This window comes from Lentzea sp. NBC_00516 (assembly GCF_036346835.1).
Classification (GTDB): domain Bacteria; phylum Actinomycetota; class Actinomycetes; order Mycobacteriales; family Pseudonocardiaceae; genus Lentzea; species Lentzea sokolovensis.
This window is the reverse complement of record NZ_CP107840.1, coordinates 9,305,983-9,332,218: the sequence shown is the minus strand read 5'-3', so window position 1 is coordinate 9,332,218 and position 26,236 is coordinate 9,305,983. Positions and strand designations below refer to the sequence as shown.

The following is a 26,236-nucleotide window of genomic DNA, read 5'->3' as shown; positions in this document are numbered from 1 at the left end:
GGGCGTGCGTCCTACGCCTCTTCCGAGGCGGTGTCATCCGCCTCGGGTGCGTCGTCGTCCTGCTTGACCACGCGCGGCTTGATGTTCTTGTGCGGCGCCAACACCATGATCATGTTGCGGCCGTCCTGCTTCGGGTTCGACTCCACGAAGCCCAGCTCCGCGACGTCCTCCGCCAGCTTCTGCAAAAGCCTGTAGCCGAGCTCGGGGCGCGACTGCTCGCGACCGCGGAACATGATGGTCACCTTGACCTTGTTCCCGTGCGAGAGGAAGCGGGCCACGTGGCCCTTCTTCGTCAGGTAGTCGTGCGGGTCGATCTTCGGGCGGAGCTTCTGCTCCTTGATGACCGTCAGCTGCTGGTTCCGACGAGATTCGCGAGCCTTCTGCGCCGTCTCGTACTTGAACTTGCCGTAGTCCATGAGCTTGCAGACCGGCGGGCGAGCCTGAGCGGCGACCTCGACGAGATCGAGATCCGCTTCCTGCGCGAGTCGGAGCGCGTCCTCGATGCGAACGATCCCGACCTGCTCACCATTCGGCCCGACCAGACGAACTTCCGGCACCCGAATGCGGTCGTTGATGCGCGGCTCGGTGCTGACGGGTGCACCGCGGTTCGAGGGACTTGTCATTCACGTCCTTTGAGACTCGGTTGCGCCAAAAACAAGAGCCCCGTCACCGTCTCCCGGTGAAGGGGCCCGCTTCCGACCGATCTCACCCCAGAACTTCGAGCACCCGAGTGCCAGTAGCCTGGAGGACCGGACCCGGCCACCTCAACAAGCGGTGAACGCGGGTGGGAGCGGGGCTCCACTTGCCGCTCTCGCACTAACGAGAGCTGGTCGCGTCCGAAATACTAGCAGACGCTCTTGTCAACCCCCCAATCGCGGCCCTGTGACGTCGGCCCCGCACGGGGGCTTGCTTGAATAGGGCGTGACCGATCCGCTTGAAGACAGCATCCGTGACCTGGGCGATGTCCCCAGCATCGAGGTGATCAGCCGGGCCGCGGTGATGCTGCTGTCCGCCTCCGCGGAGCGCCTGGGCCTCGCCGACCCGGACCCCGACAACTCCCCGCGCCGCGACCTCGACGAGGCACGCCGCCTGATCACCGGTCTGGCCGGCCTGATCACGGCGACCTCCGAGTACCTCGGCCCGCACGCGGCCCCGCTCAAGGACGGCCTGCAGTCGGTGCAGCGCGCGTTCCGCGAGGCCTCCGCCGTGCCGGACGAGCCGGGACAGGGTCCCGGCGAGAAGTTCACCGGTCCCGTGTACTGACCGGCGGAGCCAGGTTCAGCAGGCCGGCTACGAGCGTCATCTCCACGTAGGTGCCCTCGTAGCCGGACTCTCTCATCGCCCGCGCCGCCTCCTGGGCCTCCCCGATGGAGCACCCGAGCGCGTCGCGGAACGCCTTCAGCAGCACTCCACCTGCAACGGTCTCGTCGGTGAGCGTCAGGCGGCAGGCCCCCTGCTGGGCCAGGATCTCGTCGCGGATCCAGGCAGGCGCCCCCTGCCCCCGGTCGCACGAGGCGACCTGGCACCCGGTGCACTGCCAGTCTTCCTCCCACGCGAGTTCGCCGTCCTGGACGAGCTGCACCGCCCAGCCCGTGCGCGACGCACCGCAGTTCTCGCACGGCTCTTCGAGCTTCGCCGCCTGGCTGATCACTCGGCCCGCACCACGATCGGCTCCCACGGCTCAGCCCTGACCTGGAACACCGCGCTGGCCCGTTGTCCGGTGGCGGCCCGGAAGGTGATGGCGGAGCCGTTGTGGAGCGGCCCCACCTCGAGGTGCTCGACCGGCGGCTCGTCGTCGTACTGGGAGAGCCCGAGCACGCGGCTGCCCGGCACGACGGACACCGTGAGCTGCTCGATGACGGCGGGCCCGCCGAAGTAGCTGAGCCGGAACTCGTCGGGCGCACCGGGCGTGATGGCGAACGTCGGCATGCCGCTGCGGCTGCCGCGGGCTGCGATGACCTCGACGAGTCCGTTGACCTGTGCCGTCATCTGCTGGGCGATGAGCTGCGCCTCGTCGGCCAGCATCCGTGACGCCGTGGCCGCTTCCGCAGCCTTCCCGACGGCCTCCTCGGCCTTCGCCGCGGCCTTCTTCGCCTCCTCCGCCACGTTCTTGGCCTGGAAAGCGCTCGCCGTGGCCTGCTCGACGGCCTTGCGCGCGGCCTGCGCCTCCTCCTGTGCCCTGGTGGCGGCCTCGTGGGACTTCTTCGCGGCGTCCTGGGCGTGCTTCGCTTCGCGGGCCTGCCACAACGACACGGCCACCGCGCACATCGCCACCACAGCGGCGATCACCGCCAGCGCGATCATGCCCGCACCCCCACCGAGGCGAGCTGACGTCGTGCCAGTTCGTCGATGACGTCCGTGTCCCCGGTACGCCAGGCCACCGCGGGATCACCGTCGAACTTGCCGAGTTCCCGCGGCGACAACGATGTGAGCGCTCTCAAGGCCAGCAGATCCGGCATCCCCCGCAGACTCGCGGTGTTGGCGGCCCTGCGGGCGTACCGGAGCCTGATCGGCAACCACGTGATGAGCAGGAACAGCACCGGCACGACGACCAGTGCCGCGGCGAGCCAGAACGCGGAGTCCTGGACCACGCCGATCTGCGCGTTGCCCGCGTTGGTGAGCGTCTCGCCGGCCTTGCTGCCGTTGCCGAGCGCTCCCGCCAGATCCTCGCCCACGAAGGGCACGCCCCTGGCCTTGCCGGCGGCGTTGGTGAAGGCGTCCCGGATGCTGCCGCCCGCGCTGACCAGTCCATCTCCCGGCGCCCTCAGTTCGAGCACCCAGTCGTGAACGGTGGTCGCCACCCAGATCCAGAGCCCGACCCAGCCGACGGCGAGGAGGTCGGCGATCAGTTGACGCGTGAACCTGACCGGTCTGTCCGCGTACCACTTCATAAGCGGATGCTGCCACAACGCAGGCGCCACAGGGCCACGCGGGAAGTCGTGATCGACCCCGGAGAACGGGACAGGCACCCTCCGGCCGGAGGGTGCCTGTGTCGAAAAGCCGTGGATCAGTCGACGACGGCCAGCGCGTCGATCTCCACCAGCAGTCCGGCGGGCAGCCCGACGTAGACGGTGGTGCGGGCGGGCGCCGGGTCCGTCACGAACTCGCCGTAGACCTCGTTCAGCTCCGCGAAGTGCGCGGTGTCGGTGAGGTAGACGCGGATCATCACCACGTCGTCGATGGACGCGCCACCGGCGGCGAGCACGGCGTGCAGGTTCGCGAACGTCTGGCGCGTCTGCTCGGCGACCGTGGTGCCGACGATCTCACCCGACTTCGGGTCGAACGCGACCTGGCCTGCCACCTGCAGGATGTTGCCCTTGCGCACACCCTGCGAGAAACGGGCCACCGGCTGCGGAGCGTCAGCGGTCTTGATCTCAACCTTGGACAACGTAATTCCCCTTATCTGGAAACAAAACCGCATTCGGCCGATGCGGCTTCGGCGGTGGCGAGCAGGTCTGGCAGGTGGGCCAGCAGGCCGTCGAAGTCGAGCAGCACCTTCGGCACGGACATCGACACGGCCGCCAGCACCTCGCCGCGCGCACCCCTGATCGGGGCGGCGATGCAGTGGATGAAGTCCTCGTGCTCGGAGTTGTCGACGGCGTACCCGTTGGCGCGCACGCGTTCCAGCTCGGCCAGGTACGCGGTCGGGCCGATGATGGTGTTCGCGGTCAGGCGCGGGAACTCCATGCCGGCCAGCACCTTCTGCAACGCCGGAGCGGGCAGGTCGGCCAGCAGGATCTTCGCCACGGCCGTGCAGTGCAACGGCGCGCGGCGGCCGATGCGCGAGTACATCCGCATCTGGTGCCTGGACTCGTACTTGTCGATGTAGATCACCTCACCGTCCTCGTAGGACGCGAGGTGGACGGTGTGCCCGAGCCGGGAGTTCAGGTCGCGCAACGCGGCCTCGGAGGCGCGCCGGACGTCGCGTTCCTCCAGAGCCAGGTTCGCGAGGTCGAACAGAGCGGTGCCGAGGCGGTAGTGGTGCACGCCGTCGCGCTGCACGAACCGGTGCGACTCCAGCGTGCGCAGCAACCGCAGCGTCGTCGACTTGTGCACGCCGATCACGCCGGACAGCTCGTCCAGCGTCTTCGGACCCGACGCGAGCTGGTTCACCAGCGTGAGCGCGCGGTCGAGGCTCTGGCTCATCTACACCTCCAGGCGGGCGGACGCCCACGTCTGCGAATCGGCGTGCAGCAGCGGATCTGTCACGTCGTCCGGCAAAGGATCGCCGACGTCCTCGGCGGTGAGCAAAGCGGACGCCGCCTGCAGGTGCCCGGCACGCAGCCGGACCGACGGGCTCTCCCCCGCCAGGGTGGCCGCGAGGAAGCCCGCCGCGAACGCGTCACCCGCGCCGACCGGCTCCACGACCTCGACCTTCAGCGCCGGTTCGAAGTACGACGAGCCGCCTTCCAGCAGCGTCGCGCCGTCGGCACCCTGCTTGACCACCAGCGACCGCGGGCCGGGCAGCAACTGCCGCAACCGCGCGGGATCGCCGGTGCCCCACACCAGTTCCGCCTCGTCGGAGCCGGCCAGCACGACGTCCGCCATGTCCGCGAGTTCCCGCAGCACGCGCGGGTCGCGGTCGGTCCACAACGCCGGACGCCAGTTCAGGTCGAACGAGATCCGGAACCCGTGCCGCGGCCGCCGCAGCAGCTCGCGCATCAGCTCGAGGCACGAGTCGGACAGGGCGGGCGTGATCCCGCTGAGGTGCACCAGCTTCACCTCGCCGAGGCCGAGCCGGTCGATCATCTCCAGCCCCATGCCCGACGCCGCCGAACCGCGCCGGTAGTAGCGCACCGGGCTGCCGTGCGGTGAGGCCTCCTTGACGTAGAGGCCGGTCGGGCGGGACGGGTCGATCCGCACGCCGGACACGTCGACACCGAAGCCGCCCACCGTGTCGAGCACCGCGAGCCCGAACGAGTCGTCGCCGACCGCGCTGACCCACGAGGACCGCACGCCGAGGCGGGTCAGGTGCATGGCGACGTTGGACTCGGCGCCACCGACGGCCCGGTGCCAGGTGCGCACCAGATGCACAGGACCCGGTTCAGCCGGAACCATCATCACCATGGTCTCGCCGAGACACACGACACCGCCGACGTGTTCGAACCGCATACGTGCTCCAGAGGTGTTCGTTGACGGCGGCGAGTACGAATGCTACACAACTCAGCATCACATCGCGCAATGGGAGTTGCAAAATATGCAACATCTGATGGAGATGGACCTTTCGGCCGTCGCGGACATCAGGTCGGAACAGGTCAGCTGGCGCTTCAAGGGCCTGCCGTCGAGCACGTTCGGTGCGACCATCGGTGAGGTGGCCGACCGGCGGCTCGACCTGTTCGCCGACGAGTTCGTCGGACCGCTCGTCGTGCTGGACGCGGACGCGTTGACGCACAACCTGACGACGATGTCCAAGTGGTGTGACAACCACGGCGTGAAGCTGGCGCCGCACGGCAAGACGACGATGGCGCCGCAGCTGTTCCAGCGGCAGATCGAGCACGGCGTCTGGGGCATCACCGCGGCCAACGCGTCGCAGCTGCGGGTCTACCGGGCGTTCGGGGTGAGCCGGATCCTGCTGGCGAACCAGCTGCTCGACCCGGCGGCGTTGCGCTGGCTGGTCGGCGAGCTCGACGGCGACCCGGACTTCGAGTTCAGCTGCTGGGCCGACTCCGAGGCCGGCGTCGCGCTGATGAGCGAGACGCTGCAGGAGCTCCAGCCCGGACGGCCGGTCGACGTGATCGTCGAGCTCGGCGCTCCCGGCGGGCGAACGGGCGCGCGGGACCTGGAGACGGCACTGGCCGTCGCGCGGGCGGTGGACCAGAGTCCGGTGCTGCGGCTGGTCGGCGCGGGTGGCTACGAGGGCGCGCTGGCGCACGACGCCTCCGAGTCGTCGCAGTCCGTTGTGGACGGCTACCTCGACGACCTGCGCACGCTGGTGCTGCGGCTGGCCGACGCCGGACTGTTCGACGAGCTGGACTCGGTCATCGTCACCGCCGGCGGCAGCGCGTACTTCGACCAGGTGGCGGCGACGCTGGCCAAGCCGTGGCCGGTGCCGGTGACCCCGGTGCTGCGCAGCGGCGCGTACATCACGCACGACGACGGCTTCTACCGCGGGATCTCGCCGTTCTCCCGCATCGAAGGCGTCGAGCCGTTCAAGAGCGCTCTGCGCGCGTGGGCCCAGGTGACGTCACGGCCGCAGCGCGACCTGGCGTTGCTGACGATCGGCAAGCGCGACGCGTCGTTCGACGAGGGCCTGCCGGAGCCTCAGCTCGTGCGCCGCGGTGACGGCGCGATCGCCCCGCTGACCCAGGCTCGCGTCACCGCCCTCAACGACCAGCACGCGTTCCTGTCGCTGGGGCCGGAGTCCACGGTCCGCGTCGGCGACTGGATCGGGCTCGGTCTCTCGCACCCCTGCACGGTGTTCGACAAGTGGCAGCTCATCCCGGTCGTGCAGGGCACGACCGTGGTCGACCTGATCCGTACCTACTTCTGAGGAGTGCCGGGATGGACGACGTCGTTCTGCGCGGACCGCTGATCGCCGACGGCACGGGCGCGTCCGCCTACCGGGCGGACGTGGGGATCAAGGACGGCGTCATCTCGTCCATCGGTGAGTCGATCTCGGCCACCCGGTCGATCGACGCGGACGGGCTGGTGCTCGCACCGGGGTTCATCGACATGCACTCGCACTCGGACCTGCGGATCCTCGCCGAACCGGACCACCTGGCGAAGGTCTCGCAGGGCGTCACGACCGAGGTGCTCGGCCAGGACGGGTTGTCCTACGCGCCGGTGAACGACGAGGTGCTGGCCACGCTGCGGGGCCAGCTCGCCGGGTGGAACGACGACCCGCCGGGCTTCGACTGGAACTGGCGCTCGGTCGGCCAGTACCTCGACCGGCTCGACCAGGGCATCGCGGTGAACGCCGCGTACCTGGTGCCGCAGGGGACGCTGCGGATGCTGGCCGTGGGCTGGGAGGACCGGCCCGCGACCGACGCCGAGATGCTCGTCATGAAGAACAAGCTGGCGAAGTCGTTGGTGGAGGGCGCTTTCGGCATGTCGTCCGGGCTCACCTACACGCCCGGCATGTACGCGGACACGTCCGAACTCGTGCAGTTGTGCGAGGTAGTCGGGAACTACGGCGGCTTCTACAGCCCGCACCACCGCAGCTACGGCGCGGGCGCGTTGGAGGCGTACGCCGAGATGGTGGACGTCTCGAAGCGTTCCGGCTGCCCGTTGCACCTCGCGCACGCCACGATGAACTTCCCGGTGAACAAGGGCAAGGCGCCCGAACTGCTGGCGCTGCTGGACGACGCGATCGCCGGTGGCGCCGACATCTCGCTGGACACCTACCCGTACCTGCCGGGCGCGACGTACCTGAGCGCGCTCCTGCCGTCGTGGGCGACGGAAGGCGGGCCGGACAGCGCGCTGGCAAGGTTGTCCGATGTGGACACCCGGGAGCGCATCCGCGAGGAGATCGAGGAGACCGGCTCGGACGGCTGCCACGGCGTGCCGGTCGACTGGGACTCCATCGAGATCAACGGCGTCCGCAACGAGCGCAACGCGCACCTGGTCGGCGCCAGCGTCTATAGCTCTGCGCTGCGGCTGGGACGCGCTCCCGCCGACCTGTACTTCGACGTGTTGGTCGACGAACGGATGGGTACGTCGTGCCTCATGCACGTGGGCCACGAGGAGAACGTGCAGGCGATCATGAAGCATCCGGCGCACACCGGCGGCAGCGACGGGCTGCTCGTAGGTGACCGGCCGCACCCGCGCGCGTGGGGCACGTTCCCCCGTTACTTCGCGCGCTATGTCCGCGAACTGGGCGTGCTGAGCCTGGAGGAGTGCGTGGAGCACCTCACCGGCCGGGCCGCCAAGCGTTTGCGGCTCACCGACCGGGGTCTGGTCCGCGAGGGCTACGCGGCCGACCTCGTGCTGTTCGACGCCTCGAAGATCGCCGACACGGCGACGTTCGACCAGCCTCGGCAGCAGGCCGCCGGAATCCCGTACGTGTTCTGCAACGGGGTGACGGTGATCGACGAAGGAACCGCCACCGGCTCATTGCCAGGCCATTCACTCAGGAGCCGCCCGTGATCAACTGGTTGCAACACTCGACACCGGGTCTGCTGACCCTCGCGGTAGTCAGCATCGCGGTGCTGCTGCTGCTGATCATCAAGTTCAAGGTCGAGCCGTTCATCGCTCTGATCGTCGTCGCGCTGCTGGTCGCCCTCCTGGCCGGCGTGCCGGTGGAGGCGCTGGTCGGGTCGGCGCAGAAGGCCTCGGACTCGTTGCTGGAGAAGGGCTTCGGCTCCATCCTCGGGCACATCGCCGCGATCATCGGTCTCGGCACGCTGCTCGGCGCGATCCTCGAGGCGTCCGGCGGCGCGCAGGTCCTGATGGACAAGCTGATGAACGCGTTCGGCGAGAAGAAGGCGCCGGTCGCGATCGGACTCGCGGGCCTGATCTTCGGCGTGCCGGTCTTCTTCGACATCGGCATCTTCGTGCTGGCACCGCTGGTCTACGTGGCGGCCAAGCGCAGCGGCAAGTCGATCGTGCTGTTCGCCATGCCGTTGCTGGCCGGCCTTTCGGTCATGCACGCGTTCATGCCGCCGCACCCCGGACCGGTGGCGGCGGCCGGTCTGCTGAAGGTGTCGCTCGGCTGGATCATCATCATGGGTCTCGCGGTGGCGATCCCGTCCTGGTTCGTCGGCGGTGTCCTGTACTCGTACTGGATCGGCAAGCGCCTCAACGTGCCGGTGCCAGAGGAGATGCTGGCCGCGGCCGAGTTGGCGCGAGCGGAGAACGGCGGCGACGATCGCGACCCGCCGTCGCTCGGACTGGTGCTCTCGATCATCGGCCTGCCATTGGTTCTGATCCTCGCGGGCACGTTCGGCTCGATCCTGCTGACCAAGGGATCGCGCCTGTACTCGGTGGCGACGTTCTTCGGCACGCCCGCGGTGGCGTTGACGATCTCGGTGCTGCTCGCGTTCTGGCTGCTGGGTTTCCGGCGCGGCATGACGCGGGAGAAGGTCGCGGAACTGTCCGCCGCGTCCCTGAAGCCGGTCGCGATGATCCTGCTCGTGGTCGGTGCCGGTGGCTTCTTCGGCGCCGTGCTGGCCGCGACGGGCATCGGCAAGACGCTGGCGAACGAGCTGTCGGGCATCGGCCTGCCGGTGATCGCGCTGGCGTACGTGATCAGCTGCGTCATCCGCATCGCGCAGGGTTCGGCGACGGTCGCGATCGTGACGACCGCGGGCATCGTCGCGCCGGTGGTGGCGGACCTGAACTACTCGCAGCCGCAGCTCGCCCTGGTCGTCATGGCCATCGCGTCCGGTTCGATCATCGCCTCGCACGTGAACGACGGCGGGTTCTGGATCGTGTCGCGGTACTTCGGCCTGTCGGTCAAGGAGACGCTGCAGTCGTGGACGGTCCTCGAGACCATCCTGTCGGTGGTCGGTTTCGTGGTCGCGGGGTTGCTCAGTCTGGTTGTCTGATCGGGTGCACCGAAACCTGATCTGTCTGTTCGTGATCGCGGCGGTGGCGGGGTGTTCCTCGCCACCGCCGGTTTCGTCTCCCCCTTCCTCGACCTCTTCTTCCGCGGCGGGGCCGGACAAAGCCGCCGTGCTGGCGTGGATCGACCAGATCTGCGCCGCCGACGAGCCGATCCTCACCGTCAGCGCCGTGGTCGCGACGGGACCGAAGTTCGCCCAGGGGCAGCAGCCGACAGAAGCCGATCGGCCCGCGGTGGTCGCGTACGTCACCAAGTTGCGCGACATGTACGCCCAGGCGAAGGCGGCGTACGACGGCGTCGGTCCGTCGCCGATCCCGCGTGGTGACGAGCTGGTCGCCGGGCACCGCAAGGGTCTCGGCGAGATCGTGCCGAAGCTGCAGGAGCATCTGGACAACGTGCGGAGGTTTCCCCCGCAGGGCATCGACGCGCCCGCGTTGCTCGCCGGCGTCGAGGTCGTGTCGTGGCTGCCCGAGGGCCCCGGTCTCGGCGATCTGCGCGGTGCCGAGCCAGTGCTGGACGAGGCTTACAAGCAGGCCCCGAACTGCACGAGCTAAGACACAACCCAACAGCTTCGAACGCTTGACAACCCGACTTATGCATCTGAGGATCGGCTCAATGTTCATTTGTGTTTGATGTGGACGGGGCCTGCATGAGCAACACGGAGGTCGTGCACCTGCACGACGACACCTCCAGCATCGTCATCACCCTCACGGGCGCGAGCCTGCCGGTCGTGACGCACTGGGGGCGAACTCTCGGAGACCTCGACCAGACCGCGCTGCGCGGCCTGGTCGGCGCCGTGTCGTGGACCAATCCGAACAACGCGCCGGACGACCCGGTCCCGCTCGCGCTCCTGCCCGACGCCGGCGCCGGCTACGTCGGCCGTCCCGGACTGCGCGGCCACCGCGGTGGCGAACACTTCGCGCCCGCGCTGACGGTGACGTCGTTCTCCGGTGAGGACGGCTCGATCTTCCGCTACGTCGCGTCGGACGAGGCCGCCGAGCTGACCGTGAGCGGCACCGTCGAGCTGCTGGCGTCCGGCATGCTGCGGCTCCGGCACATCGTCCGCAACGACGGCACGACGCCGTATTCGTTGGAGGGCCTGGAAACCGCGCTCCCCGTCTCCTCTCACGCCACTGAACTGCTCGACTTCACCGGGCGCTGGGCTCGTGAACGCGCGCCGCAGCGGCAGGCGTTCAACTACGGCTCGTGGGTGCGCGAGAACCGTCGCGGCCGCACCGGGCACGACGCGACCATCGGGTTGCTGGCCGGTACGCCGGGGTTCTCGTTCCGCGACGGCGAGGTGTGGGCGTTGCACGTGGCGTGGAGCGGCAACCACGTGACGTACGCGGAGAACCTCGTCGACGGCCTGCCCGTCCTGGGCGGCGGCGAACTGCTGCTGCCGGGTGAGATCACGCTGGCGCCGGGCCAGGAGTACGAGTCGCCGTGGCTCTACGCGGCGTACTCGAGCGCGGGCATCGACGGCATCAGCGCCGCGTTCCACCGGCAGTTGCGGGAGCGTTCGCTGCGTCCGCGCCCGGTCGTGCTCAACACGTGGGAGGCCGTCTACTTCGACCACGACCTCGCGCGGCTGACGTCGCTGGCCGACACGGCCGCCACCATCGGGGTCGAGCGGTTCGTGCTGGACGACGGCTGGTTCCGGCACCGCCGCGACGACTCCGCCGGGCTGGGCGACTGGTACGTCGACGAGACCGTGTGGCCGGACGGGCTGACCCCGTTGATCAAGCACGTCCGCGCGCTCGGCATGGAGTTCGGCCTCTGGTTCGAGCCGGAGATGGTCAACACGGACTCGGACCTCTACCGCGCCCACCCGGACTGGGTGCTCGGGCCGCGTCCCGGCGTGCTGCCGCCGCCGTCACGCAACCAGCAGGTGCTGAACATCGCGCACCCCGAGGCGTACGCGTACATCCTCGACCGCGTGTCGTCTGTCTTGTCGGACAACGACATCGCGTTCGTGAAGTGGGACCACAACCGCGACCTGATCGGTTCGCGCGTGCACGAGCAGACCGCCGCGTACTACCGGCTCCTCGAGGAACTGCGGCTCCGGCACCCGCACGTGGAGATCGAGAGCTGCTCGTCCGGCGGCGGGCGGATCGACCTCGGCGTGCTCGCGCACACGGACCGCGTGTGGACGTCGGACTGCAACGACGCCCTGGAACGCCAGTTGATCCAGCGGTGGACGGGTGTGTTCCTGCCGCCGGAGCTGATGGGCGCGCACGTCGGGCCCACGAAGTCGCACACCACCGGACGCGTGCACGACCTGTCGTTCCGCGTGGCCACGGCGCTGTTCGGGCACTTCGGGATCGAGTGGGACATCAACTCGGCCACCGACGAGGAACGGGCCGGGCTGCAGGCCGCGATCGAGTACTACAAGGACGTGCGGACGTTGGTGCACACCGGCGTCACGGTGCACTCCGACCACCCGGACCCCTCGGCCTGGGTGCACGGAATCGTTGCCGCCGACCAGTCCGAGGCCCTCTTCGGGTACGTGCAGCTCGCGACCTCGGTGCAGAACAAGCCGCGACGGGTGCGGCTGCCCGGACTCGACCCGGAGCGGACGTACCGGGTGTCGTTCGACGCTCCGGCGGGACGGCCCAGGCTGATCCAGAGGCTGCCCGCGGACTGGAAGTCCGTGGAACTGCCCGGTTCCGTGCTGTCGGAGGTCGGGATCCAGCTGCCGGTGCTCGAACCGGAGCAGGCACTTCTGGTGCGTCTCAAGTGAAAAGAGCCCCGGCGGGATGCTTCCCGCCGGGGCTCCTTCTCTCCCCTTTTACTGGCCGGCGCGGCTTCCGTCGGCCTTGGTCGCCCACCACTTCCCGCCAACGCCCTGCCCGTTGGCATCACCGCAGACCTTGTCCCCTGCGAACAGGTACTGCGGCCACCCCGCGATGGTGAGCTGTTTCTTCCCGTCCCGCTCGATCGTTCCCACGAGTGCGGCGTCCACGCCCTGCACCTGGAAGCCCTCGCTGACGAAGGCGGGCGGCCATTGCACCGCGCAGTCGCCGGAGCAGGTGCTCGTCGGCGGTTCCGCGGAGTCGTTGTCGAACCGGTAGAGCGTCATGCCGTCCTTGTCGGTGGCGACGACGCCGAGTTCTCCGACAGTCGCGCTGGTCAACGCGATCGCCTTGTTCTGCTGGGCCTTCTTGCCGTCGGTGGCGGTGGCGAACCACTTCGGCACCGTGACGCCCTTGGCCTCACCGGGCTTGCTGTCGTTCTTGAACGTGTACTGCGGCCAGTTCGCGACCGTGAGCTGCTTCTTGCCGTCCGTGCGGGTGACCGTGCCGAGCAGCTTCGGGTCGACGCCCTTCACCCGCGGCGTCTCGCCCTCCACCAGCACAGGCGGCCAGCTCTCGGCACAGCCACCGTCGCAAGTGGACATAGAAGGCTGGGCCGTGTCGCCGTCGAACCGGTAGAGCGTGAGGCCGGCGTTGTTGGTCAGCACCGCTCCCAGCCCGGCGATGACACCCGTCCGTGCCGCGAGCTGGGTGCGGACGCCGTCCTTGCCGGTGGCGAACCACTTGCCCTGCAGGCCCTGGCCCTTGGTCTCACCGGGCTTGGTGTCCTTGGCGAACCGGTACTGCGGCATGCCGTCGACGGTGATCTGGCGGCTGCCGTCCTTGCGGACGATGCTGCTGACCAGGTTCCTCTCGACGCCGGTCACGCCGAAGTTCTCGTCCGCGACGGTCGCCGGCGGCCACGCGGCGGCGCACTCACCGTCGCAAGTGGACTCCCCCGGCTTGTCGCCGTCGAACCGGTAGAGGGTGAACCCCTCGACGTCCGTGACCACCGGCCCGAGGTCCGCGTTCTCGGCGACGTTCAACGCCACCACGGCTTCTTGCTGCTGCTGCGCCACCGGTTTGCTCTCCGGCGTCCCCGCGCAGGCGGTCAGCGAGATCAACCCCAACGCGACGACCGCAACGCTCTTGCGGATCATCTTGAACCTCCTGGCTAGTGCCACCCAACGCCCATCACACGCAGAGCGAGCCAGAACGGTTCAAACTATTTTTCAGAACATCGCGCGCTTCAGCGCGGGGACTGCGCTCGCGGTCCTGAGCACGGTCTTGAAGATGGTTCGCGCGACCGGGCCACCGTCGGCGAACTGGCGGGCGGCCTTGAGCGAGTCGCGCACAGCCGCGAACCCGTAGTCGTACATCTCCTTCTCGTACCGGGCGATCGCGTCGCCGCCTTCGGCGATGCACCGCGCGAGCAGTCGCGCGTCCTTGAGCGCGATGTTCGCTCCGACGCCTCTCATCGGCGTCATCGCGTGGATGGCGTCGCCGAGCAACGTGACGTTCGTCGGCTGCCAGCGTTCGATCGGTCTGGACGACCGGAGGCGCCATTCGCTGATCGTCTCCGCGGGCGAGGCCTCGACGATCCGATTCAGCTCGGGGCTCCACCGCGAGATCCGGCCGAGCACCTCGCGTTTCAGGTCCTGTCCATCGTGGACGGTCAGGCCAGCGGCCGCGTAGGCCCACATCAGGTAGGGACGCACGTTGTCGAACAACGGATCGTCCTCGTTGTCGGTCACGCCCAGCCCGTCGTGCACGACCAGGAACATGCCGGCCCTGCTCGTCGGGATGATCGAGTTGGCCCTGACGACCAGCCGCCGCGGCACCCAGCCGTTGTCGTCGAGGTACAGCTTCCCCGCGATCGCCGTGACCCCGATCTTCTCCGTGCCCGCGTGCGGCAGGTACTGCTCGCGCACCCGTGACCGGATGCCGTCCGCGCCGACCAGCACGTCACAGCTCGCGGTCGTGCCGTCCTCGAAGTGCAGCTTGATGTCGTCACCCTGCTCGTAGCGCTCGAACCGCTTGCCGAACCGCACGTCCAGCCCGTCGAGCAGCACCTGCCGGAGCGTGATCCGGCTGGCCGAGTAGTGCTTCTCCTCGTCCGGGTCGAGCACGAGCAGCGGTTTGAGCTGTTCGGTCAGGAAGCCGAACCCGTTCTCGCTGGAGCCCGCACTTCGTTCGAACCGCTCCCAGTTCGCCGCGGGTAAGCACTCCCGCAGCGCAGCGGCACCATCCGGGTTGATGTGCACCCGGTACCCCTGCAGGCGGTCCGTGCGCGAGAGATCGCGCTCGTACACCGCCACGTCCACGCCGGCCTTGCGCAACCCGTGCGCCAGGCACAGCCCGCCGATTCCCCCACCGATCACTGCGATTCTCATGCCGCCGAGTTTCAACCGTTTGGTTGATTAAGTCAACTCATTGGTTGAAACTGGGCCGTCGGCTACCGTGTCGACGTGGATCAACGCCGCTCTCCCAGCGCCTCGGAGCGCAAACGCGACCCGGAACGCACGCGGGCCCTGCTCCTGGAAGCGGCCGCGGCGGAGTTCGGCGCGAAGGGCTACGCGGCCACGCGCACCACGGACATCGCGGCGCGGGCTGGCGTGAACAAGCAGCTGATCTCGTACTACTTCGGCGGCAAGGAAGGCATCTACAAGGAGCTCGCCACGAGCTGGCACGGTTCCGCCGCCGAACTGGCAGGCCGGAGCCAGGCGCTGGACGAGGTGGTGGCGGGCTTCGTGATGACCACGCTCACCGACCACGGCCGCATGTGGGCGTGGGCGAACCTGGCAGGCGACAGTCCGCCGACCGACGAGGAGTTCTTCCGCGGTCAGGTGGAAGGGATGCGGGCACGGCAGGCCGCCGGCGAACTGCCCGCGGACGTCGACCCCGCGTTCCTGCTGCTGGCCCTGATGGCGGCCGCCTCCGCGCCGCTGACCCTGCGGCAGAGCGCGGGGCAGATCACCGGCGAGGACCCGGCCACGCCCGAGTTCGCCGCGAAGTACGCGCAGCAGCTCGCCGTGCTGGTTCGGCACCTGTCCGGCCGAACCTGACTTCCTTTCCTCCCAAACTCTGTACCTTTTCTCCATGGACGAGATCAGGCTGTCCGTCGACGCGGCGAACGAGTTGTCGAAGACGGCGTCCGAGGCGATCCAGAAGGCCCACGACGAACTCGAAGAGACGGACGCGGATCCCAAGTACACGGTGCACCTGGGCAAGGCCAGGGGTGTCATCGTCGGCGACAACGCGCGGCAGTGGAACACGTTCTGGGAACTGCCGAAGAGCGTGCGGCGGCTGCTGATCGTCCTGCTCGCCGGCCTGCTGATCGCGGGCAGCTCCTTCGCGGTGGTGCGGTGGGTCGTCCCGATGTTCGCCCCCGTCTACAAGACGACGTTCCTGATCGACGCCGCCGAGGGTGATCTGGCGAGCGTCACCGGTGCGCTGACGACCGTGATCGGCAACTCGGGCGAGCGCGACTCCCAGTCGTTGCGCAGCTTTGGCGGCGAGTGCGGTTCGGACGAGAACACCACGCAGCTCGTCGGGTTCGGCACCGGCAACCGCCAGGAGATCGCCCAGGCCGCGCAGTCGGTGCGGCAGGGCGCGAAAGCCACGCTGCAGCGCGGAATCGTCGAGGCGGTCAGCGACTTCACCACCCCGTTCTCGCTGAACGCCAAGCAGGTCAACCGGATCATCGTCGTGACGAGGCACGGCAAGGACGCGTGCGATCCCGACGACGAGTTCGTCCAGTCCCAGATCCGGGACCGGGTCGCGGCGGCCGGGCTGTCGATCGAGTTCCGGTTCATCGGCTACCAGGTCGGCGACGGCGGCGACGAGCTGACGAAGCTGGCCACACAGCTCAAGCAGCAGGAGCCGACGTTCACGGACTCGCCGGAGGAGCTGAAGCGCGTGCTCGCGTGGTTCACCACCATCGAGCCGGTGCTGCGGTCGTCGCAGTCGGTCGTCAACGTGCTGAACCCGACCGTGGACAAGCTCAACTCGGCGACCGAGGCGATCAAGAGCGGCCGGTTCGACCTCGCGGACGCCGCGATGACCGAGGCCAGGGACGCCGTCGTCGACTTCGAGATCAAGGACCTCGACGGCCGCACCAGTTCGGCGGAAGCGGTGCGGTTGCGGGACATGTCGGTCCGGCTGCGCACGTTGCAGGCCTCGGTGATCGAGGCGGCGGAGCAGTTGCTCGGCTCGGCTCGTTCGGGACGGAACCTGGCGGAACCACTCGCCGTCTACTCCAGGGCCGCCGACGCGTACAACGCCGAGGCGGGGAACATGACGGACGAGCTCACGTCGCTGCGCGCGAAGGGCCCAGGGGGAACGGGATGAAACGCTGGCCGCTGGCGGCAGGTGCCGTGGTTCTGGTGCTGGGGCTGGTCACCGGCGGAGCGTGGATGACCCTGACTCCCGACCATCGCACCACGTTCCTCGTCGACGCGTCCGAGTCGCCGGACTTCGGCGAGGTGGCGGACGCCGTCGGAGCCGCCGCGTCCAACATGTCCGCCGACGACTCGCTGGCACTGCGCCGTTTCGGCGGCACCTGCGCTTCTCCGGACACCTCGGAACTGGTCACGCCCGGCACCGGGCAGGCCGCCGAGATCGGTGACGAGGCGCGCGCGATCAAGCCCAGCGGCAGCGCGACCTTGCTCAGCGGCGTCCTCGCGGCGATCGACGACTTCGCGCGCACCTACCCGTTCCGCGGCTCCGCCACCAACCGGGTCGTCGTCATCGCGCGTGGCGGCGCCGACGCCTGCGGCAAGAGTGCCGACGAGGTCCGCACGATCGTCGGCAAGCACACCGCACGGGCGGGTGTGAAGATCGACTTCCGGTTCGTCGGTCACCGGCTCGCCGCCGACCAGGTCAAGGTCCTCAACGAGATCGCGGCCGCCACCGACGCGCGGAAACCCCTTCTCACCAAGACTTCCGACGAGCTCGTCACCACGATGAGGGAGATCTCGGTCCCCGCGGACCTGGTCGCCAAAGAGGTGAAGACAGCGCCGTGCGACGGCGTTACCCCCGAGACGCTCGCGGCGGCGCACCCGCTGGGAGCCGACGTGCGCTACTTCGACGTCAAGTGCCAGCAGGACAAGTTCGTTCTCGCGAAGGCGAACACCACCACCGGCCAGTACGACAACCTCCTGGTGACCTTCGAACTCCAGGGCGACACGTGGAAGTACCAGAGCTCAGGCACGTCGCTGCCGTGCGGCTCGATTCCGCAAGATGTCTGGCAGCAGTGGGAGATGCTGTGCGAGTTCGAGGCCGTCGTCTGCCGTGACGGCGAAGCGAAGGTGACGGACCTCGACGGCGTCGGGTGTCCCACGGCCATCGACATCGCGGACCGCTACCGAGCGGCGATCAGTGCTCAGCAGGCACAGGGTCAGGGCTTGTTCTGGGGCTCGGGCGAGTGGTCGTGCGTCTGGCCGTACGAGGACGGCTACTCGCACGCCGCGACGCCGCTGAAGTGCACGCGGACGACGGACAACAAGGCCGTGCGACTCGGCGACTACCAGTGAGGTGATGGGATGAAACGCTGGTTGCTGCTGGGGATCGCGGTCGTGGCGGTGCTGGGGCTGACCTTCGGCGGCGTCGTCGTGCTGCTGACGCCGGACCACCGCACCACGTTTCTCGTCGACGCCTCCGAGTCGCCCGACTTCGGCGAGGTGGCGGACGCCGTCGGAGCCGCCGCGTCCAACATGTCCGCCGACGACTCCCTGGCACTGCGCCGCTTCGGCGGCACCTGCGACTCCCCCGACACCGCCGAACTGGTCACGCCGGCCACCGGACAGGCCGTCAAGATCGGTGATTCGGCCCGCGCCATCACCCCCCGCGGCAAAGCGACCCTGCTGAGCGGCGTCCTCGCGGCGATCGACGACTTCGCGCGCACCTACCCGCTCCGCGGCTCCGCCACCAACCGCGTCGTCGTCATCGCCCGCGGTGGCGCCGACGCCTGCGGCAAGAACGCCGACGAGGTCCGGACGATCATCAAGCAGCACACGGACAAGGCCGGCGTGAAGATCGACTTCCGGTTCGTCGGCCACCGGCTCACCGCCGACCAGGTCAAGGTCCTCGGCGAGATCGCCGCCGCCACCGACGCGCAAAGCCCGCGCATCACCAAGACCTCCGGCGAACTGGTCACCACGATGAAGGAGATCTCGGTCCCCGCGGACCTGGTGGCGCAGGAGGTGAAGACGTTCAAGGCCTGCGAGACGGTGACCCTGGAGGTGCTCCAGCCGCTGCACCCGGTGAAGGACGATCAGCAACGCCCCGCGCTCCTGACCGAGTTCGACTGCCGGCAGGACCGCTACGTGCTCGCTCGGGCGAACATCGCCCCGGCCATCCCCGGGATCTGGCTGCCTGTCGTGTTCGAGTTCCGTGACCAGGCGTGGCACTTCGTGGACGCCCACAACGAGATGTCCTGCGGCACCGTGCCCCTGGAGGTGTGGCAGCAGTGGGATGCGGGCTGCGTGCCCGACCCGGTCGTCTGCCGCGAGGGCGAGGCGAGGGTGGCCGACGTGTCAGGGAAGCTGGGCTGCGGCGCCGCCATCGAGATGGCGGATCGCTACCAGGCCGCGATCAACGCCGGTCAGACGGACGGGGAGAACCTGGGCTGGATCTCCGGCGAGTGGGCCTGCTCACGGCAGGTTCTCGGGCCTCCACTGCAATGCACTCGCACGGACAACGGCGCGCAGATCGAGATCGGCGCCGGTTAGGCCTCGCCCCGGCTGGCGGACTTGGCTTCGAGGACCTGCTTCAGGCCCTTGAAGCCGCCGCGCATCATCATGTCGTGGTTGCCGCGGAAGAACGGCTTCGCGATGAGCACCAGGCGCCGCAGCAGCGGCTTGTTGACCACTACCTCCTGGTCGAACATGAGGTCGGTGCCGCCGTCACGACCGGTGATCTCCCAACTCGCATAGCCTTCGAGATCACCGGACAACGTGGCACGGAGAAGCCCGGCCTGCTGGTTGCGGATGCTGTGCCTGACCTGCACGACGAGGTCGAAGGGCAGGAACGAACGGCACCTGATCTCGCCGGTCTCGTCGTCGATCTTCGTGGCTTTCCGGACCTCGCGCCACCACAGCGGGTAGTTCGCGATGTCGGACAGCACCTCGTACACATCATCAGGAGACGCGTCGACGTGCCACACGCTGCGGAAGCGATAGCGGTTGAGTGACACGGCCGCCATCATCCCGGATACCACGTCCGAGTGACAGTTCCTCGACGAAACTCACACCGGACCGAGAATTCCCCGCGCGAATTCCTTGCCGCGTGGCATACGGCTCTAGTGGGACTCGAGCGTCCCACTAGGCCGGCCGGGTTCACTTGTCGACTAGATGAGGAAGCCGTTCCAGGGTCCGCAACCAGCTGACAGCCGCGACGCGCCGGAGTGCCTGCTCCGACGAGTCGAGCACCTCTACGAGGCTGAAGGGGTACGCCGGGGGCTCCCCGCGCGACGCCAGAAGAGCGCGCTCGCGGTAGGCCAGCGCATCGAGTGGAATCACCCTGCTGCTGACACCTCCTCGTTCTCGAGCACCTGCAGCAAGAACTGCCCCGTGTAGCTCTTCTCGACCTGCGAGACCTGCTCGGGCGTGCCCTCTGCTACGACCATACCGCCGCCGGAGCCCCCTTCGGGACCCATGTCGACGATCCAGTCGGACGTCTTGATGACGTCGAGGTTGTGCTCGATGACGATGACGCTGTTCCCCTTGTCCACCAGGCCGTTGATCACGCCCAGCAGCTTGCGGATGTCCTCGAAGTGCAGGCCCGTCGTGGGCTCGTCGAGGATGTAGACCGTCTTGCCCGTCGAGCGCTTCTGCAGCTCCGACGCGAGCTTCACGCGCTGCGCCTCACCACCGGACAGCGTCGGCGCCGGCTGGCCCAGCCGCACGTAGCCCAGGCCGACCTCGACCAGTGTCTTCAGGTGGCGGTAGATGGCGTTGATCGGCTCGAAGAAGGTGGCCGCCTCCTCGATCGGCATGTCGAGGATCTCGGAGATCGTCTTGCCCTTGTAGTGCACTTCCAGGGTCTCGCGGTTGTACCGCGCGCCCTTGCACACCTCGCAGGGCACATAGACGTCCGGGAGGAAGTTCATCTCGATCTTGATCGTGCCGTCGCCCGCGCACGCCTCGCAGCGGCCGCCCTTGACGTTGAACGAGAAACGACCGGGCTGGTAGCCGCGGACCTTCGCCTCCGTCGTCGCCGCGAACAGCTTGCGGACGTGGTCGAACACGCCGGTGTAGGTGGCCGGGTTCGACCGCGGGGTGCGGCCGATCGGCGACTGGTCGACGCGCACCAGCTTGTCGACCTCGTTCAGGCCGTTGATCCTGGTGTGGCGGCCGGGCACCTGGCGGGCGCCGTTGAGCTTGTTCGCGAGCACCGTGGCCAGGATGTCGTTGACCAGCGTCGACTTGCCCGAACCGGACACGCCCGTGACCGCGGTGAGGGTGCCGAGCGGGAACGACACGTCGATGCCGCGCAGGTTGTGCTCGCGTGCGCCGACGACCGTGAGCTGGCGCTTCTTGTCGATCTTGCGGCGTTTGGCCGGCATCGGGATCGACTTGCGGCCCGACAGGTAGGCGCCGGTGATCGACTCCTTGTTCGTGAGCAGCTTCTTGTACGTACCGCTGTGCACGACCTTGCCGCCGTGCTCACCGGCACCGGGGCCGATGTCGACCACCCAGTCCGACGCGCGGATCGTGTCCTCGTCGTGCTCGACGACGATCAGCGTGTTGCCCAGGTTGCGCAACCTCGTCAGCGTCTCGATCAGCCGGTGGTTGTCGCGCTGGTGCAGGCCGATCGACGGCTCGTCCAGCACGTACAGCACGCCGACCAGGCCGGAACCGATCTGCGTGGCGAGCCGGATGCGCTGCGCCTCGCCGCCGGACAGCGTGCCGGACGCGCGGTCGAGCGACAGGTAGTCGAGGCCGACGTCGAGCAGGAAGTGCAGGCGGGCCTGGATCTCCTTGAGCACCGCGCCCGCGATCATCGACTCGCGCTTGCCGAGCTTGAGGCCGTCGAGGAAGTCGGAGCACTCCGAGACGCTCATCGCGCAGACCTCGGCGATGGACTTGTCGCCCTTTTTGCCGTGGTGCAGCGTGACGGCGAGGATCTCGGGCTTCAGGCGCGTACCGGAACACGCGGGGCACGGGACCTCGCGCATGTAGCCCTCGTACTTCTCCCGCATGTACTCCGACTCGGTCTGCTCCTGGCGCCGTTCGAGGAACGGGATGACGCCCTCGTAGTTGGCGTAGTAGGAGCGCTCACGGCCGTAGCGGTTCTTGTAGCGGACGTGCACCTGCTCGTCGATGCCGTGCAGGATCGCCTTCTGCGCCTTGGCGGGCAGGTGGCGCCACTGCGTGTCCATCCGGTAGCCGATGGTCTCGCCGAGCGACTGCAGCAGCCGGGTGAAGTACTCCGCGGTCTGCCCGCCGGCCCACGGCGCGATGGCCCCTTCCTCGAGGCTCAGCTCGTCGTCCGTGACGACGAGCTCCGGGTCGACCTCCTTGCGCACGCCGATGCCCGTGCAGACCGTGCACGCGCCGTAGGGCGAGTTGAAGGAGAACGACCGCGGCTCCAGGTCCTCGATCGCGAGCGGGTGGCCGTTGGGGCACGCCAGGTTCTCGGAGAAGCCCCTGATCCGCTTCGGATCGGTCTCCTGCAGGTCGACGAACTCCAGCTCGACCAGGCCGTCGGCGAGCCGCAGCGCCGTCTCCACCGAGTCGGTGAGGCGCTGCTTGGACGAGGCCTTGACCGACAGCCGGTCGATGACGACCGCGATGTGGTGCTTCTCCTGCTTCTTCAGCTTGGGCACCTCGGCGAGCGCGTAGACGACCCCGTCGACCTTCGCGCGCGAGTAGCCCTGCGTCTGCAGGTTCTGGAACAGGTCGACGTACTCGCCCTTGCGGCCGCGGATGACCGGCGCGAGCACCTGGAACTTGGTGCCCTGCTCCATCGCGAGCACCTGGTCGACGATCTCCTGCGGCGTCTGCTTGCCGATCGCCTCGCCGCACTGCGGGCAGTGCGGCTTGCCGGCGCGGGCGTACAGCAGGCGCAGGTAGTCGTAGACCTCGGTGATCGTGCCGACGGTCGAGCGCGGGTTGCGGCTCGTGGACTTCTGGTCGATCGAGACCGCGGGCGAGAGGCCCTCGATGAAGTCGACGTCGGGTTTGTCCATCTGACCGAGGAACTGGCGCGCGTAGGCCGAGAGCGACTCGACGTAGCGGCGCTGACCCTCGGCGAAGATCGTGTCGAAAGCCAGGCTCGACTTGCCGGAGCCGGACAGCCCCGTGAAGACGATCAGGCTGTCCCGCGGCAGGTCGATATCCACGCCGCGCAGGTTGTGCTCGCGGGCGCCGCGAACAACAAGACGGTCTGCCACTGGGGTCCCTTCGGCTGCGATTGGCGGGTCACTCACGCCACACTCTCCCGAACAAGCGTTCGAAGAGTACTAGCATCGTTTCGGAGGCTGCGACCGACCCGCCGACCATGCTAGGTCGCACCCCTGACAAAAACGGTTCCGCCCGCTGTCGCATTCCCCTGAGCAGGCTTTACTCATAGGCTGGTCACTTCGATCAGAGCCTCAACGTCGGGGAGAGGCAGCACATGACCTACACGCCGTCCACGCAGCACACGTCCGTACCTGCACCGCGAGGGGTGCCAGACCGGCACATCACCGCGGTGCGCGAGGCGACGGACGTGCTGTACGAGGTCGTCGAGGAGCTGGACGAGGCCGCCGTGCGCGGCCAGAGCCTGCTTCCCGGATGGACCCGCGGACACGTCATCACCCACCTCGCGCGCAACGCCGACGCGCTGGTGAATCTGCTCACGTGGGCCAAGACCGGGGTCGAGCACCAGGCCTACGCGTCGCGCGCGGACCGTGACGCGGACATCGAAGAGGGTTCGCGCCGGCTCTTCCAGGTGATCAAGGCCGATCTCGACTCCGCGTGCCAGCGGTTCGAGGCCGCGTGCCGCGAGTTCCCTGCTCACGCGTGGCGTTCGGAGGTCACCGCGCCCAAGGGGCAGACGATCCCGGCGTCCGCGGTGCCGTTGTTCCGGCTGCGGGAGATCTGGATCCACCTCATCGACCTCGACGCGGGTGTCGGGTTCGACGACCTGCCCGCCGACTTCGTGGAGGAGTTCCTCGACGACGCCGTGCGGCAGTTCGAAGGCAGGGTCGACTCGTTCGCGGTCGAGGTGACCCTGCCTGACGGGAGTCAACGCAGCTGGACGGTCAACGGCCCGGCGAGCCGCAACTCGGTGAGCGGGTCGGCGAGCGCCGTCCTCGGGTGGCTGACCGGCAGGACCGACGGCACCGACCTGCGCGGTGAGCTGCCGGAACTGCCCGACTGGATCTGAGTGAGCAGCTTGTAGGCGGGGCGTTCGACGAACTTCGTCATCGCCCAGCCGAGCACCAGCGCCGAGGTGACGAAGCCGCCGAGAAGCCACCAGGACCGCAGCCCAACGGCGTGCATGCGGTCCATCACCACGGTGCCGATCTGCTGATGCACGAGGTAGACCCCGTACGAGATGCCCGCGAGCCACGTGATCGGCGTGGCGATCGGCGCGAAGAACACCCAATCGGGTCCAGCGGCCGCCGCGCACACCATGAGTAGCAGTACGGCGAAGCCGAGCGTCGATCCGTACTCGGTCGTGTGAATCGCCTGCGCGATCAGGGTGGCGACGAGGAGCGCGGCCAGGTGCGGGGTCTTCAGCCTGTCCTTGTGCCACAGCCAGATGGCGATGCCGGCGGCGAACAACTGCGCCCTGTGCAGCGCGAACCCGTTGTAGATGGTGAACAACGCGTGCGAGTGGTCCAGCAACGGCCGGAGCAGCAGCGGCGTGACGATGAGCGCCCACAGGAAGACGCGGAGCTTCGTGCCTCTCAGTCGCTTCACGAGCAGAGCACCGGCGATGAACGCCGCGATCTGCACCGGCACCGTCCAGTAGGCGAAGTCGACGATGTTGACGTCCGGCATCCACTGGTTGATCAGCAGCAGGTTGTAGACGACATCTCTGCCGTCGAGCTGACTCCACCCTTCGGGCGCGATCCATCTCTGCACCGCGTAGGTCAGCAGCACCGCCGCCATGTACGCGGGCAGCAGTCTGGCGAGTCTTCTCCACAGGAACTGGGCGGGCTTGCCGCTGTTCAGCGAGGCACAGGCGAAGAAAGCCGAGACGACCATCAGCGTGCTGGCGCCCATCGACATCGGGAAGGTGAACGGCAGCGGCCCGAGATCGGGGTGACTGCTGACGCTCGTGAGCGTGGCGTGGTGGAGCAACACGCACCCGATGGCGACGACGCGAAGGACGTCCCAGCTGACCCTGCGGGCCGTCCGGGGCTTCTGTCGTTGCGCTGGAATCACGAGAGGCGGGGACCTGTTCGTCTGGTGCTTTCGGAGTACTCGGGGATCGAAGCTTGATCCTTACTTACCCTATGAGTGAGACCTGTATGCAACCTGAAGGTGTGCGTCTCGCCGCATCGAGCGACTACCGTCTGCCACCGTGGACGTACTTGAGAACTACACCGGTCACGTCGATCCGGAGGGCCCGGCGGCCCGCCGCACCCTGGACGCGCTGACCATCACGAAGATCTCCGTCGGACCGATGGACAACAACGCCTACCTGCTGGTTTGCCGGTCCACGAACGAAGCGTTGCTCATCGACGCGGCCAACGACTTCGAGCGCCTGTCCGACCTGTTCGGCCACATCCCGAACCGCCCGCGCCTGCGCACGATCGTGACCACGCACCAGCACGCCGATCACTGGCAGGCGCTGGGCGCACTCGCCGGAGCCCACGGCGCGAACACCGTCGCGCACGAACTGGACGCCGCCGTCCTCCCGGTCCCGCCGGACGTCCTCGTGGACCACGGCGACACCATCAACGTGGGAGAAGTCCCGCTCTCGATCATCCACCTGCGCGGCCACACCCCTGGCTCCATCGCCGTCGTCTACGACGACCCGAACGGCCACCCGCACCTCTTCACCGGAGATTCACTCTTTCCGGGGGGTGTGGGGAAGACCACGTCCGCGGACAACTTCGCGTCGCTGATCAACGACGTGGAGGACAGGCTGTTCACGGTTCTGCCCGACGACACGTGGTTCTACCCCGGTCACGGCGACGACTCGACGCTCGGCAAGGAGCGCCCGTCGCTCGCGGAGTGGCGTTCGCGCGGCTGGTGACCATGGCCGGACGGTGAGCCTGCCAACGCGGGCTCCCCGACAGCCTCGATCAGACCTCGATGATCGTGACCATGCCGTCGAGCCCTTTGAAGTCCTCGGCATTTCGCGTGTAAAGCGGCAATCCACGCGATGACGCGACAGCGGCGATCATCAGATCCATCCGCCGAGGCTTCGGATTTCGGTTCGCCGCCATTGTGAGCGCGACCAACGTGCCGTATCGGGCGGCTGCCTGACCATCAAAGGGCAGTGGCTCGAAGTCCACTATCGCCGCTCCGAGCTTCTCGGTGCGCGCGGCCCTGGACGCCGCGTCCTTGGCCATCACCACACCCTGATGCAATTCGGCCATCGTGACCGCTGTGAGTTCAGGTATCTCCGGCAGCCTGGCCGGATCCAGAAGACCGAGGTCGATGTAGGCGCACGTGTCGAGCACCCCGGATTCGGGACGTTCAGCCACGGCTGCGCTCCCACGGATCGAAGTCGCCAACGCGGTCCTCGTCGCCGAAGAACTCATCGGCTTCGTGACGCATGCCGGCATGGTCGACCCGAGGCAGGGTCCTGTGCCGTTCGACGAGCTCCTCGGCGGTCAGCTTGCGGCGGCGAGGCAAGGGCCGAAGTTCGGCGACCTCTACACCATTCCGCGTCACGTGGTACGTCTCGCCCGCCTCCACCGCGTCCATGACCGCGGCGGAGTGGTTGCGGAACTCCCGCTGACTGATGACCTTCACGAACCAAGTGTAGCCCCATG

Annotated in this window: 26 protein-coding genes and 1 pseudogene; 12 read left to right on the top strand and 15 right to left on the bottom strand. The window is 68.2% G+C overall.

What is annotated here, in order from left to right; genetic code table 11:
* Positions 1-11 precede the first annotated feature (11 nt).
* A complete protein-coding gene (infC, locus tag OG205_RS43470; protein WP_093596532.1) occupies positions 12-623 on the bottom strand; it encodes a translation initiation factor IF-3 in 612 nt (203 codons plus the stop codon).
* Between the two features lie 298 nt (positions 624-921).
* Here infC and OG205_RS43465 point away from each other — a divergent pair, with 298 nt between their 5' ends.
* Complete coding sequence (locus OG205_RS43465) at positions 922-1,263, top strand: DUF1844 domain-containing protein (protein ID WP_093596535.1); 342 nt, start codon at positions 922-924, stop codon at positions 1,261-1,263.
* On the opposite strand, the gene OG205_RS43460 is transcribed toward OG205_RS43465, so the two are convergent.
* The 6 genes from OG205_RS43460 to OG205_RS43435 form a co-directional block, all read right to left on the bottom strand.
* Positions 1,244-1,651: a hypothetical protein gene (locus OG205_RS43460; protein ID WP_330273581.1), complete on the bottom strand. Its 408-nt coding sequence runs from the start codon at positions 1,649-1,651 to the stop codon at positions 1,244-1,246. The two genes, OG205_RS43465 and OG205_RS43460, sit on opposite strands and share 20 nt — an antisense overlap.
* A complete protein-coding gene (locus OG205_RS43455) occupies positions 1,648-2,304 on the bottom strand; it encodes a hypothetical protein (RefSeq protein ID WP_330273580.1) in 657 nt (218 codons plus the stop codon). The genes OG205_RS43460 and OG205_RS43455 overlap by 4 nt, the downstream gene beginning before the upstream one ends.
* Positions 2,301-2,891, bottom strand: a complete 591-nt coding sequence (locus tag OG205_RS43450; protein WP_330273579.1) for a hypothetical protein — start codon at positions 2,889-2,891, stop codon at positions 2,301-2,303. Before OG205_RS43450 ends, OG205_RS43455 begins: the two co-directional genes overlap by 4 nt.
* A 116-nt stretch (positions 2,892-3,007) precedes the next feature.
* On the bottom strand, positions 3,008-3,388 hold the full coding sequence (locus tag OG205_RS43445) for a RidA family protein (protein WP_030481733.1): 381 nt from the start codon (positions 3,386-3,388) through the stop codon (positions 3,008-3,010).
* 11 nt (positions 3,389-3,399) lie between these two features.
* Positions 3,400-4,146, bottom strand: a complete 747-nt coding sequence (locus OG205_RS43440) for an IclR family transcriptional regulator (protein ID WP_330273578.1) — start codon at positions 4,144-4,146, stop codon at positions 3,400-3,402.
* A complete protein-coding gene (locus OG205_RS43435) occupies positions 4,147-5,112 on the bottom strand; it encodes a sugar kinase (protein WP_330273577.1) in 966 nt (321 codons plus the stop codon).
* A gap of 97 nt (positions 5,113-5,209) precedes the next feature.
* Between OG205_RS43435 and OG205_RS43430 the strand changes: the two genes are divergently transcribed.
* The 5 genes from OG205_RS43430 (at position 5,210) to OG205_RS43410 (ending at position 12,242) form a co-directional block, all read left to right on the top strand.
* Positions 5,210-6,490 carry an amino acid deaminase gene (locus tag OG205_RS43430; protein ID WP_319976991.1) on the top strand — a complete coding sequence of 427 codons (1,281 nt, stop codon included), beginning with the start codon at positions 5,210-5,212 and terminating at the stop codon, positions 6,488-6,490.
* An 11-nt stretch (positions 6,491-6,501) separates the two neighbouring features.
* Positions 6,502-8,085 (top strand): N-acyl-D-amino-acid deacylase family protein, encoded by a 1,584-nt coding sequence (locus OG205_RS43425; protein WP_330273576.1) that lies wholly within the window; start codon positions 6,502-6,504, stop codon positions 8,083-8,085.
* Positions 8,082-9,485 carry a GntP family permease gene (locus OG205_RS43420; protein WP_330273575.1) on the top strand — a complete coding sequence of 468 codons (1,404 nt, stop codon included), beginning with the start codon at positions 8,082-8,084 and terminating at the stop codon, positions 9,483-9,485. The genes OG205_RS43425 and OG205_RS43420 overlap by 4 nt, the downstream gene beginning before the upstream one ends.
* A gap of 4 nt (positions 9,486-9,489) precedes the next feature.
* Positions 9,490-10,056, top strand: coding sequence for a hypothetical protein (locus OG205_RS43415; protein WP_330273574.1), 567 nt, complete (start codon positions 9,490-9,492; stop codon positions 10,054-10,056).
* A gap of 95 nt (positions 10,057-10,151) precedes the next feature.
* Complete coding sequence (locus OG205_RS43410; protein WP_330273573.1) at positions 10,152-12,242, top strand: alpha-galactosidase; 2,091 nt, start codon at positions 10,152-10,154, stop codon at positions 12,240-12,242.
* A gap of 48 nt (positions 12,243-12,290) precedes the next feature.
* On the opposite strand, the gene OG205_RS43405 is transcribed toward OG205_RS43410, so the two are convergent.
* Together OG205_RS43405 and OG205_RS43400 are read right to left on the bottom strand one after the other, a co-directional pair.
* The gene (locus OG205_RS43405) at positions 12,291-13,454 is read right to left on the bottom strand and encodes a hypothetical protein (RefSeq protein ID WP_330273572.1); all 1,164 of its coding nucleotides are present in this window, start codon (positions 13,452-13,454) and stop codon (positions 12,291-12,293) included.
* A 72-nt stretch (positions 13,455-13,526) separates the two neighbouring features.
* The gene (locus OG205_RS43400; RefSeq protein ID WP_330273571.1) at positions 13,527-14,687 is read right to left on the bottom strand and encodes an FAD-dependent oxidoreductase; all 1,161 of its coding nucleotides are present in this window, start codon (positions 14,685-14,687) and stop codon (positions 13,527-13,529) included.
* A 75-nt stretch (positions 14,688-14,762) separates the two neighbouring features.
* Here OG205_RS43400 and OG205_RS43395 point away from each other — a divergent pair, with 75 nt between their 5' ends.
* The 4 genes from OG205_RS43395 to OG205_RS43380 are packed head-to-tail and all read left to right on the top strand — an operon-like array spanning position 14,763 to position 19,025.
* On the top strand, positions 14,763-15,359 hold the full coding sequence (locus tag OG205_RS43395) for a TetR/AcrR family transcriptional regulator (RefSeq protein WP_330273570.1): 597 nt from the start codon (positions 14,763-14,765) through the stop codon (positions 15,357-15,359).
* Positions 15,360-15,393: 34 nt separating this feature from the next.
* A complete protein-coding gene (locus OG205_RS43390) occupies positions 15,394-16,644 on the top strand; it encodes a VWA domain-containing protein (RefSeq protein ID WP_330273569.1) in 1,251 nt (416 codons plus the stop codon).
* A complete protein-coding gene (locus OG205_RS43385) occupies positions 16,641-17,828 on the top strand; it encodes a hypothetical protein (RefSeq protein ID WP_330273568.1) in 1,188 nt (395 codons plus the stop codon). Before OG205_RS43390 ends, OG205_RS43385 begins: the two co-directional genes overlap by 4 nt.
* A 9-nt stretch (positions 17,829-17,837) precedes the next feature.
* Positions 17,838-19,025, top strand: a complete 1,188-nt coding sequence (locus OG205_RS43380; protein WP_330273567.1) for a hypothetical protein — start codon at positions 17,838-17,840, stop codon at positions 19,023-19,025.
* Here OG205_RS43380 and OG205_RS43375 read toward each other — a convergent pair.
* The 3 genes from OG205_RS43375 to uvrA all read right to left on the bottom strand — a co-directional run bounded on the left by OG205_RS43375 (position 19,022) and on the right by uvrA (position 22,690).
* Entirely contained in the window at positions 19,022-19,489 is a 468-nt protein-coding gene (locus OG205_RS43375; RefSeq protein ID WP_330273566.1) for an SRPBCC family protein, read from the bottom strand. The two genes, OG205_RS43380 and OG205_RS43375, sit on opposite strands and share 4 nt — an antisense overlap.
* Before the next feature lie 142 nt (positions 19,490-19,631).
* The gene (locus OG205_RS43370) at positions 19,632-19,814 is read right to left on the bottom strand and encodes a hypothetical protein (protein WP_330273565.1); all 183 of its coding nucleotides are present in this window, start codon (positions 19,812-19,814) and stop codon (positions 19,632-19,634) included.
* Positions 19,811-22,690: an excinuclease ABC subunit UvrA gene (gene uvrA, locus OG205_RS43365; RefSeq protein WP_330273564.1), complete on the bottom strand. Its 2,880-nt coding sequence runs from the start codon at positions 22,688-22,690 to the stop codon at positions 19,811-19,813. Before uvrA ends, OG205_RS43370 begins: the two co-directional genes overlap by 4 nt.
* Positions 22,691-22,914: 224 nt before the next feature.
* Between uvrA and OG205_RS43360 the strand changes: the two genes are divergently transcribed.
* The gene (locus OG205_RS43360; RefSeq protein ID WP_330273563.1) at positions 22,915-23,667 is read left to right on the top strand and encodes a maleylpyruvate isomerase family mycothiol-dependent enzyme; all 753 of its coding nucleotides are present in this window, start codon (positions 22,915-22,917) and stop codon (positions 23,665-23,667) included.
* A gap of 50 nt (positions 23,668-23,717) precedes the next feature.
* Here OG205_RS43360 and OG205_RS43355 read toward each other — a convergent pair.
* Positions 23,718-24,674 (bottom strand): annotated as a pseudogene (locus OG205_RS43355) (acyltransferase family protein); the annotation flags it as partial.
* Positions 24,675-24,813: 139 nt separating this feature from the next.
* Here OG205_RS43355 and OG205_RS43350 point away from each other — a divergent pair.
* Positions 24,814-25,491: an MBL fold metallo-hydrolase gene (locus OG205_RS43350; RefSeq protein WP_330273562.1), complete on the top strand. Its 678-nt coding sequence runs from the start codon at positions 24,814-24,816 to the stop codon at positions 25,489-25,491.
* A gap of 49 nt (positions 25,492-25,540) precedes the next feature.
* Here the strand turns inward: OG205_RS43350 and OG205_RS43345 are convergent, their stop codons facing one another.
* Positions 25,541-25,945, bottom strand: coding sequence for a type II toxin-antitoxin system VapC family toxin (locus OG205_RS43345; protein ID WP_330273561.1), 405 nt, complete (start codon positions 25,943-25,945; stop codon positions 25,541-25,543).
* The gene (locus OG205_RS43340; RefSeq protein ID WP_330273560.1) at positions 25,938-26,216 is read right to left on the bottom strand and encodes a type II toxin-antitoxin system Phd/YefM family antitoxin; all 279 of its coding nucleotides are present in this window, start codon (positions 26,214-26,216) and stop codon (positions 25,938-25,940) included. The genes OG205_RS43345 and OG205_RS43340 overlap by 8 nt, the downstream gene beginning before the upstream one ends.
* Positions 26,217-26,236: the final 20 nt, after the last annotated feature.

What these genes read in the sequence shown, in the direction of transcription:
- OG205_RS43385 (WP_330273568.1), top strand. Translation starts at nt 16,641, where the DNA reads ATGAAACGCTGGCCGCTGGCGGCAGGTGCCGTGGTTCTGGTGCTGGGG.
- infC (WP_093596532.1), bottom strand. Translation starts at nt 623, where the DNA reads ATGACAAGTCCCTCGAACCGCGGTGCACCCGTCAGCACCGAGCCGCGC.
- OG205_RS43410 (WP_330273573.1), top strand. Translation starts at nt 10,152, where the DNA reads ATGAGCAACACGGAGGTCGTGCACCTGCACGACGACACCTCCAGCATC.
- OG205_RS43435 (WP_330273577.1), bottom strand. Translation starts at nt 5,112, where the DNA reads ATGCGGTTCGAACACGTCGGCGGTGTCGTGTGTCTCGGCGAGACCATG.
- OG205_RS43425 (WP_330273576.1), top strand. Translation starts at nt 6,502, where the DNA reads ATGGACGACGTCGTTCTGCGCGGACCGCTGATCGCCGACGGCACGGGC.
- OG205_RS43440 (WP_330273578.1), bottom strand. Translation starts at nt 4,146, where the DNA reads ATGAGCCAGAGCCTCGACCGCGCGCTCACGCTGGTGAACCAGCTCGCG.
- OG205_RS43400 (WP_330273571.1), bottom strand. Translation starts at nt 14,687, where the DNA reads ATGAGAATCGCAGTGATCGGTGGGGGAATCGGCGGGCTGTGCCTGGCG.
- OG205_RS43380 (WP_330273567.1), top strand. Translation starts at nt 17,838, where the DNA reads ATGAAACGCTGGTTGCTGCTGGGGATCGCGGTCGTGGCGGTGCTGGGG.
- OG205_RS43360 (WP_330273563.1), top strand. Translation starts at nt 22,915, where the DNA reads ATGACCTACACGCCGTCCACGCAGCACACGTCCGTACCTGCACCGCGA.
- OG205_RS43405 (WP_330273572.1), bottom strand. Translation starts at nt 13,454, where the DNA reads ATGATCCGCAAGAGCGTTGCGGTCGTCGCGTTGGGGTTGATCTCGCTG.
- OG205_RS43450 (WP_330273579.1), bottom strand. Translation starts at nt 2,891, where the DNA reads ATGAAGTGGTACGCGGACAGACCGGTCAGGTTCACGCGTCAACTGATC.
- OG205_RS43390 (WP_330273569.1), top strand. Translation starts at nt 15,394, where the DNA reads ATGGACGAGATCAGGCTGTCCGTCGACGCGGCGAACGAGTTGTCGAAG.
- OG205_RS43455 (WP_330273580.1), bottom strand. Translation starts at nt 2,304, where the DNA reads ATGATCGCGCTGGCGGTGATCGCCGCTGTGGTGGCGATGTGCGCGGTG.
- OG205_RS43430 (WP_319976991.1), top strand. Translation starts at nt 5,210, where the DNA reads ATGGAGATGGACCTTTCGGCCGTCGCGGACATCAGGTCGGAACAGGTC.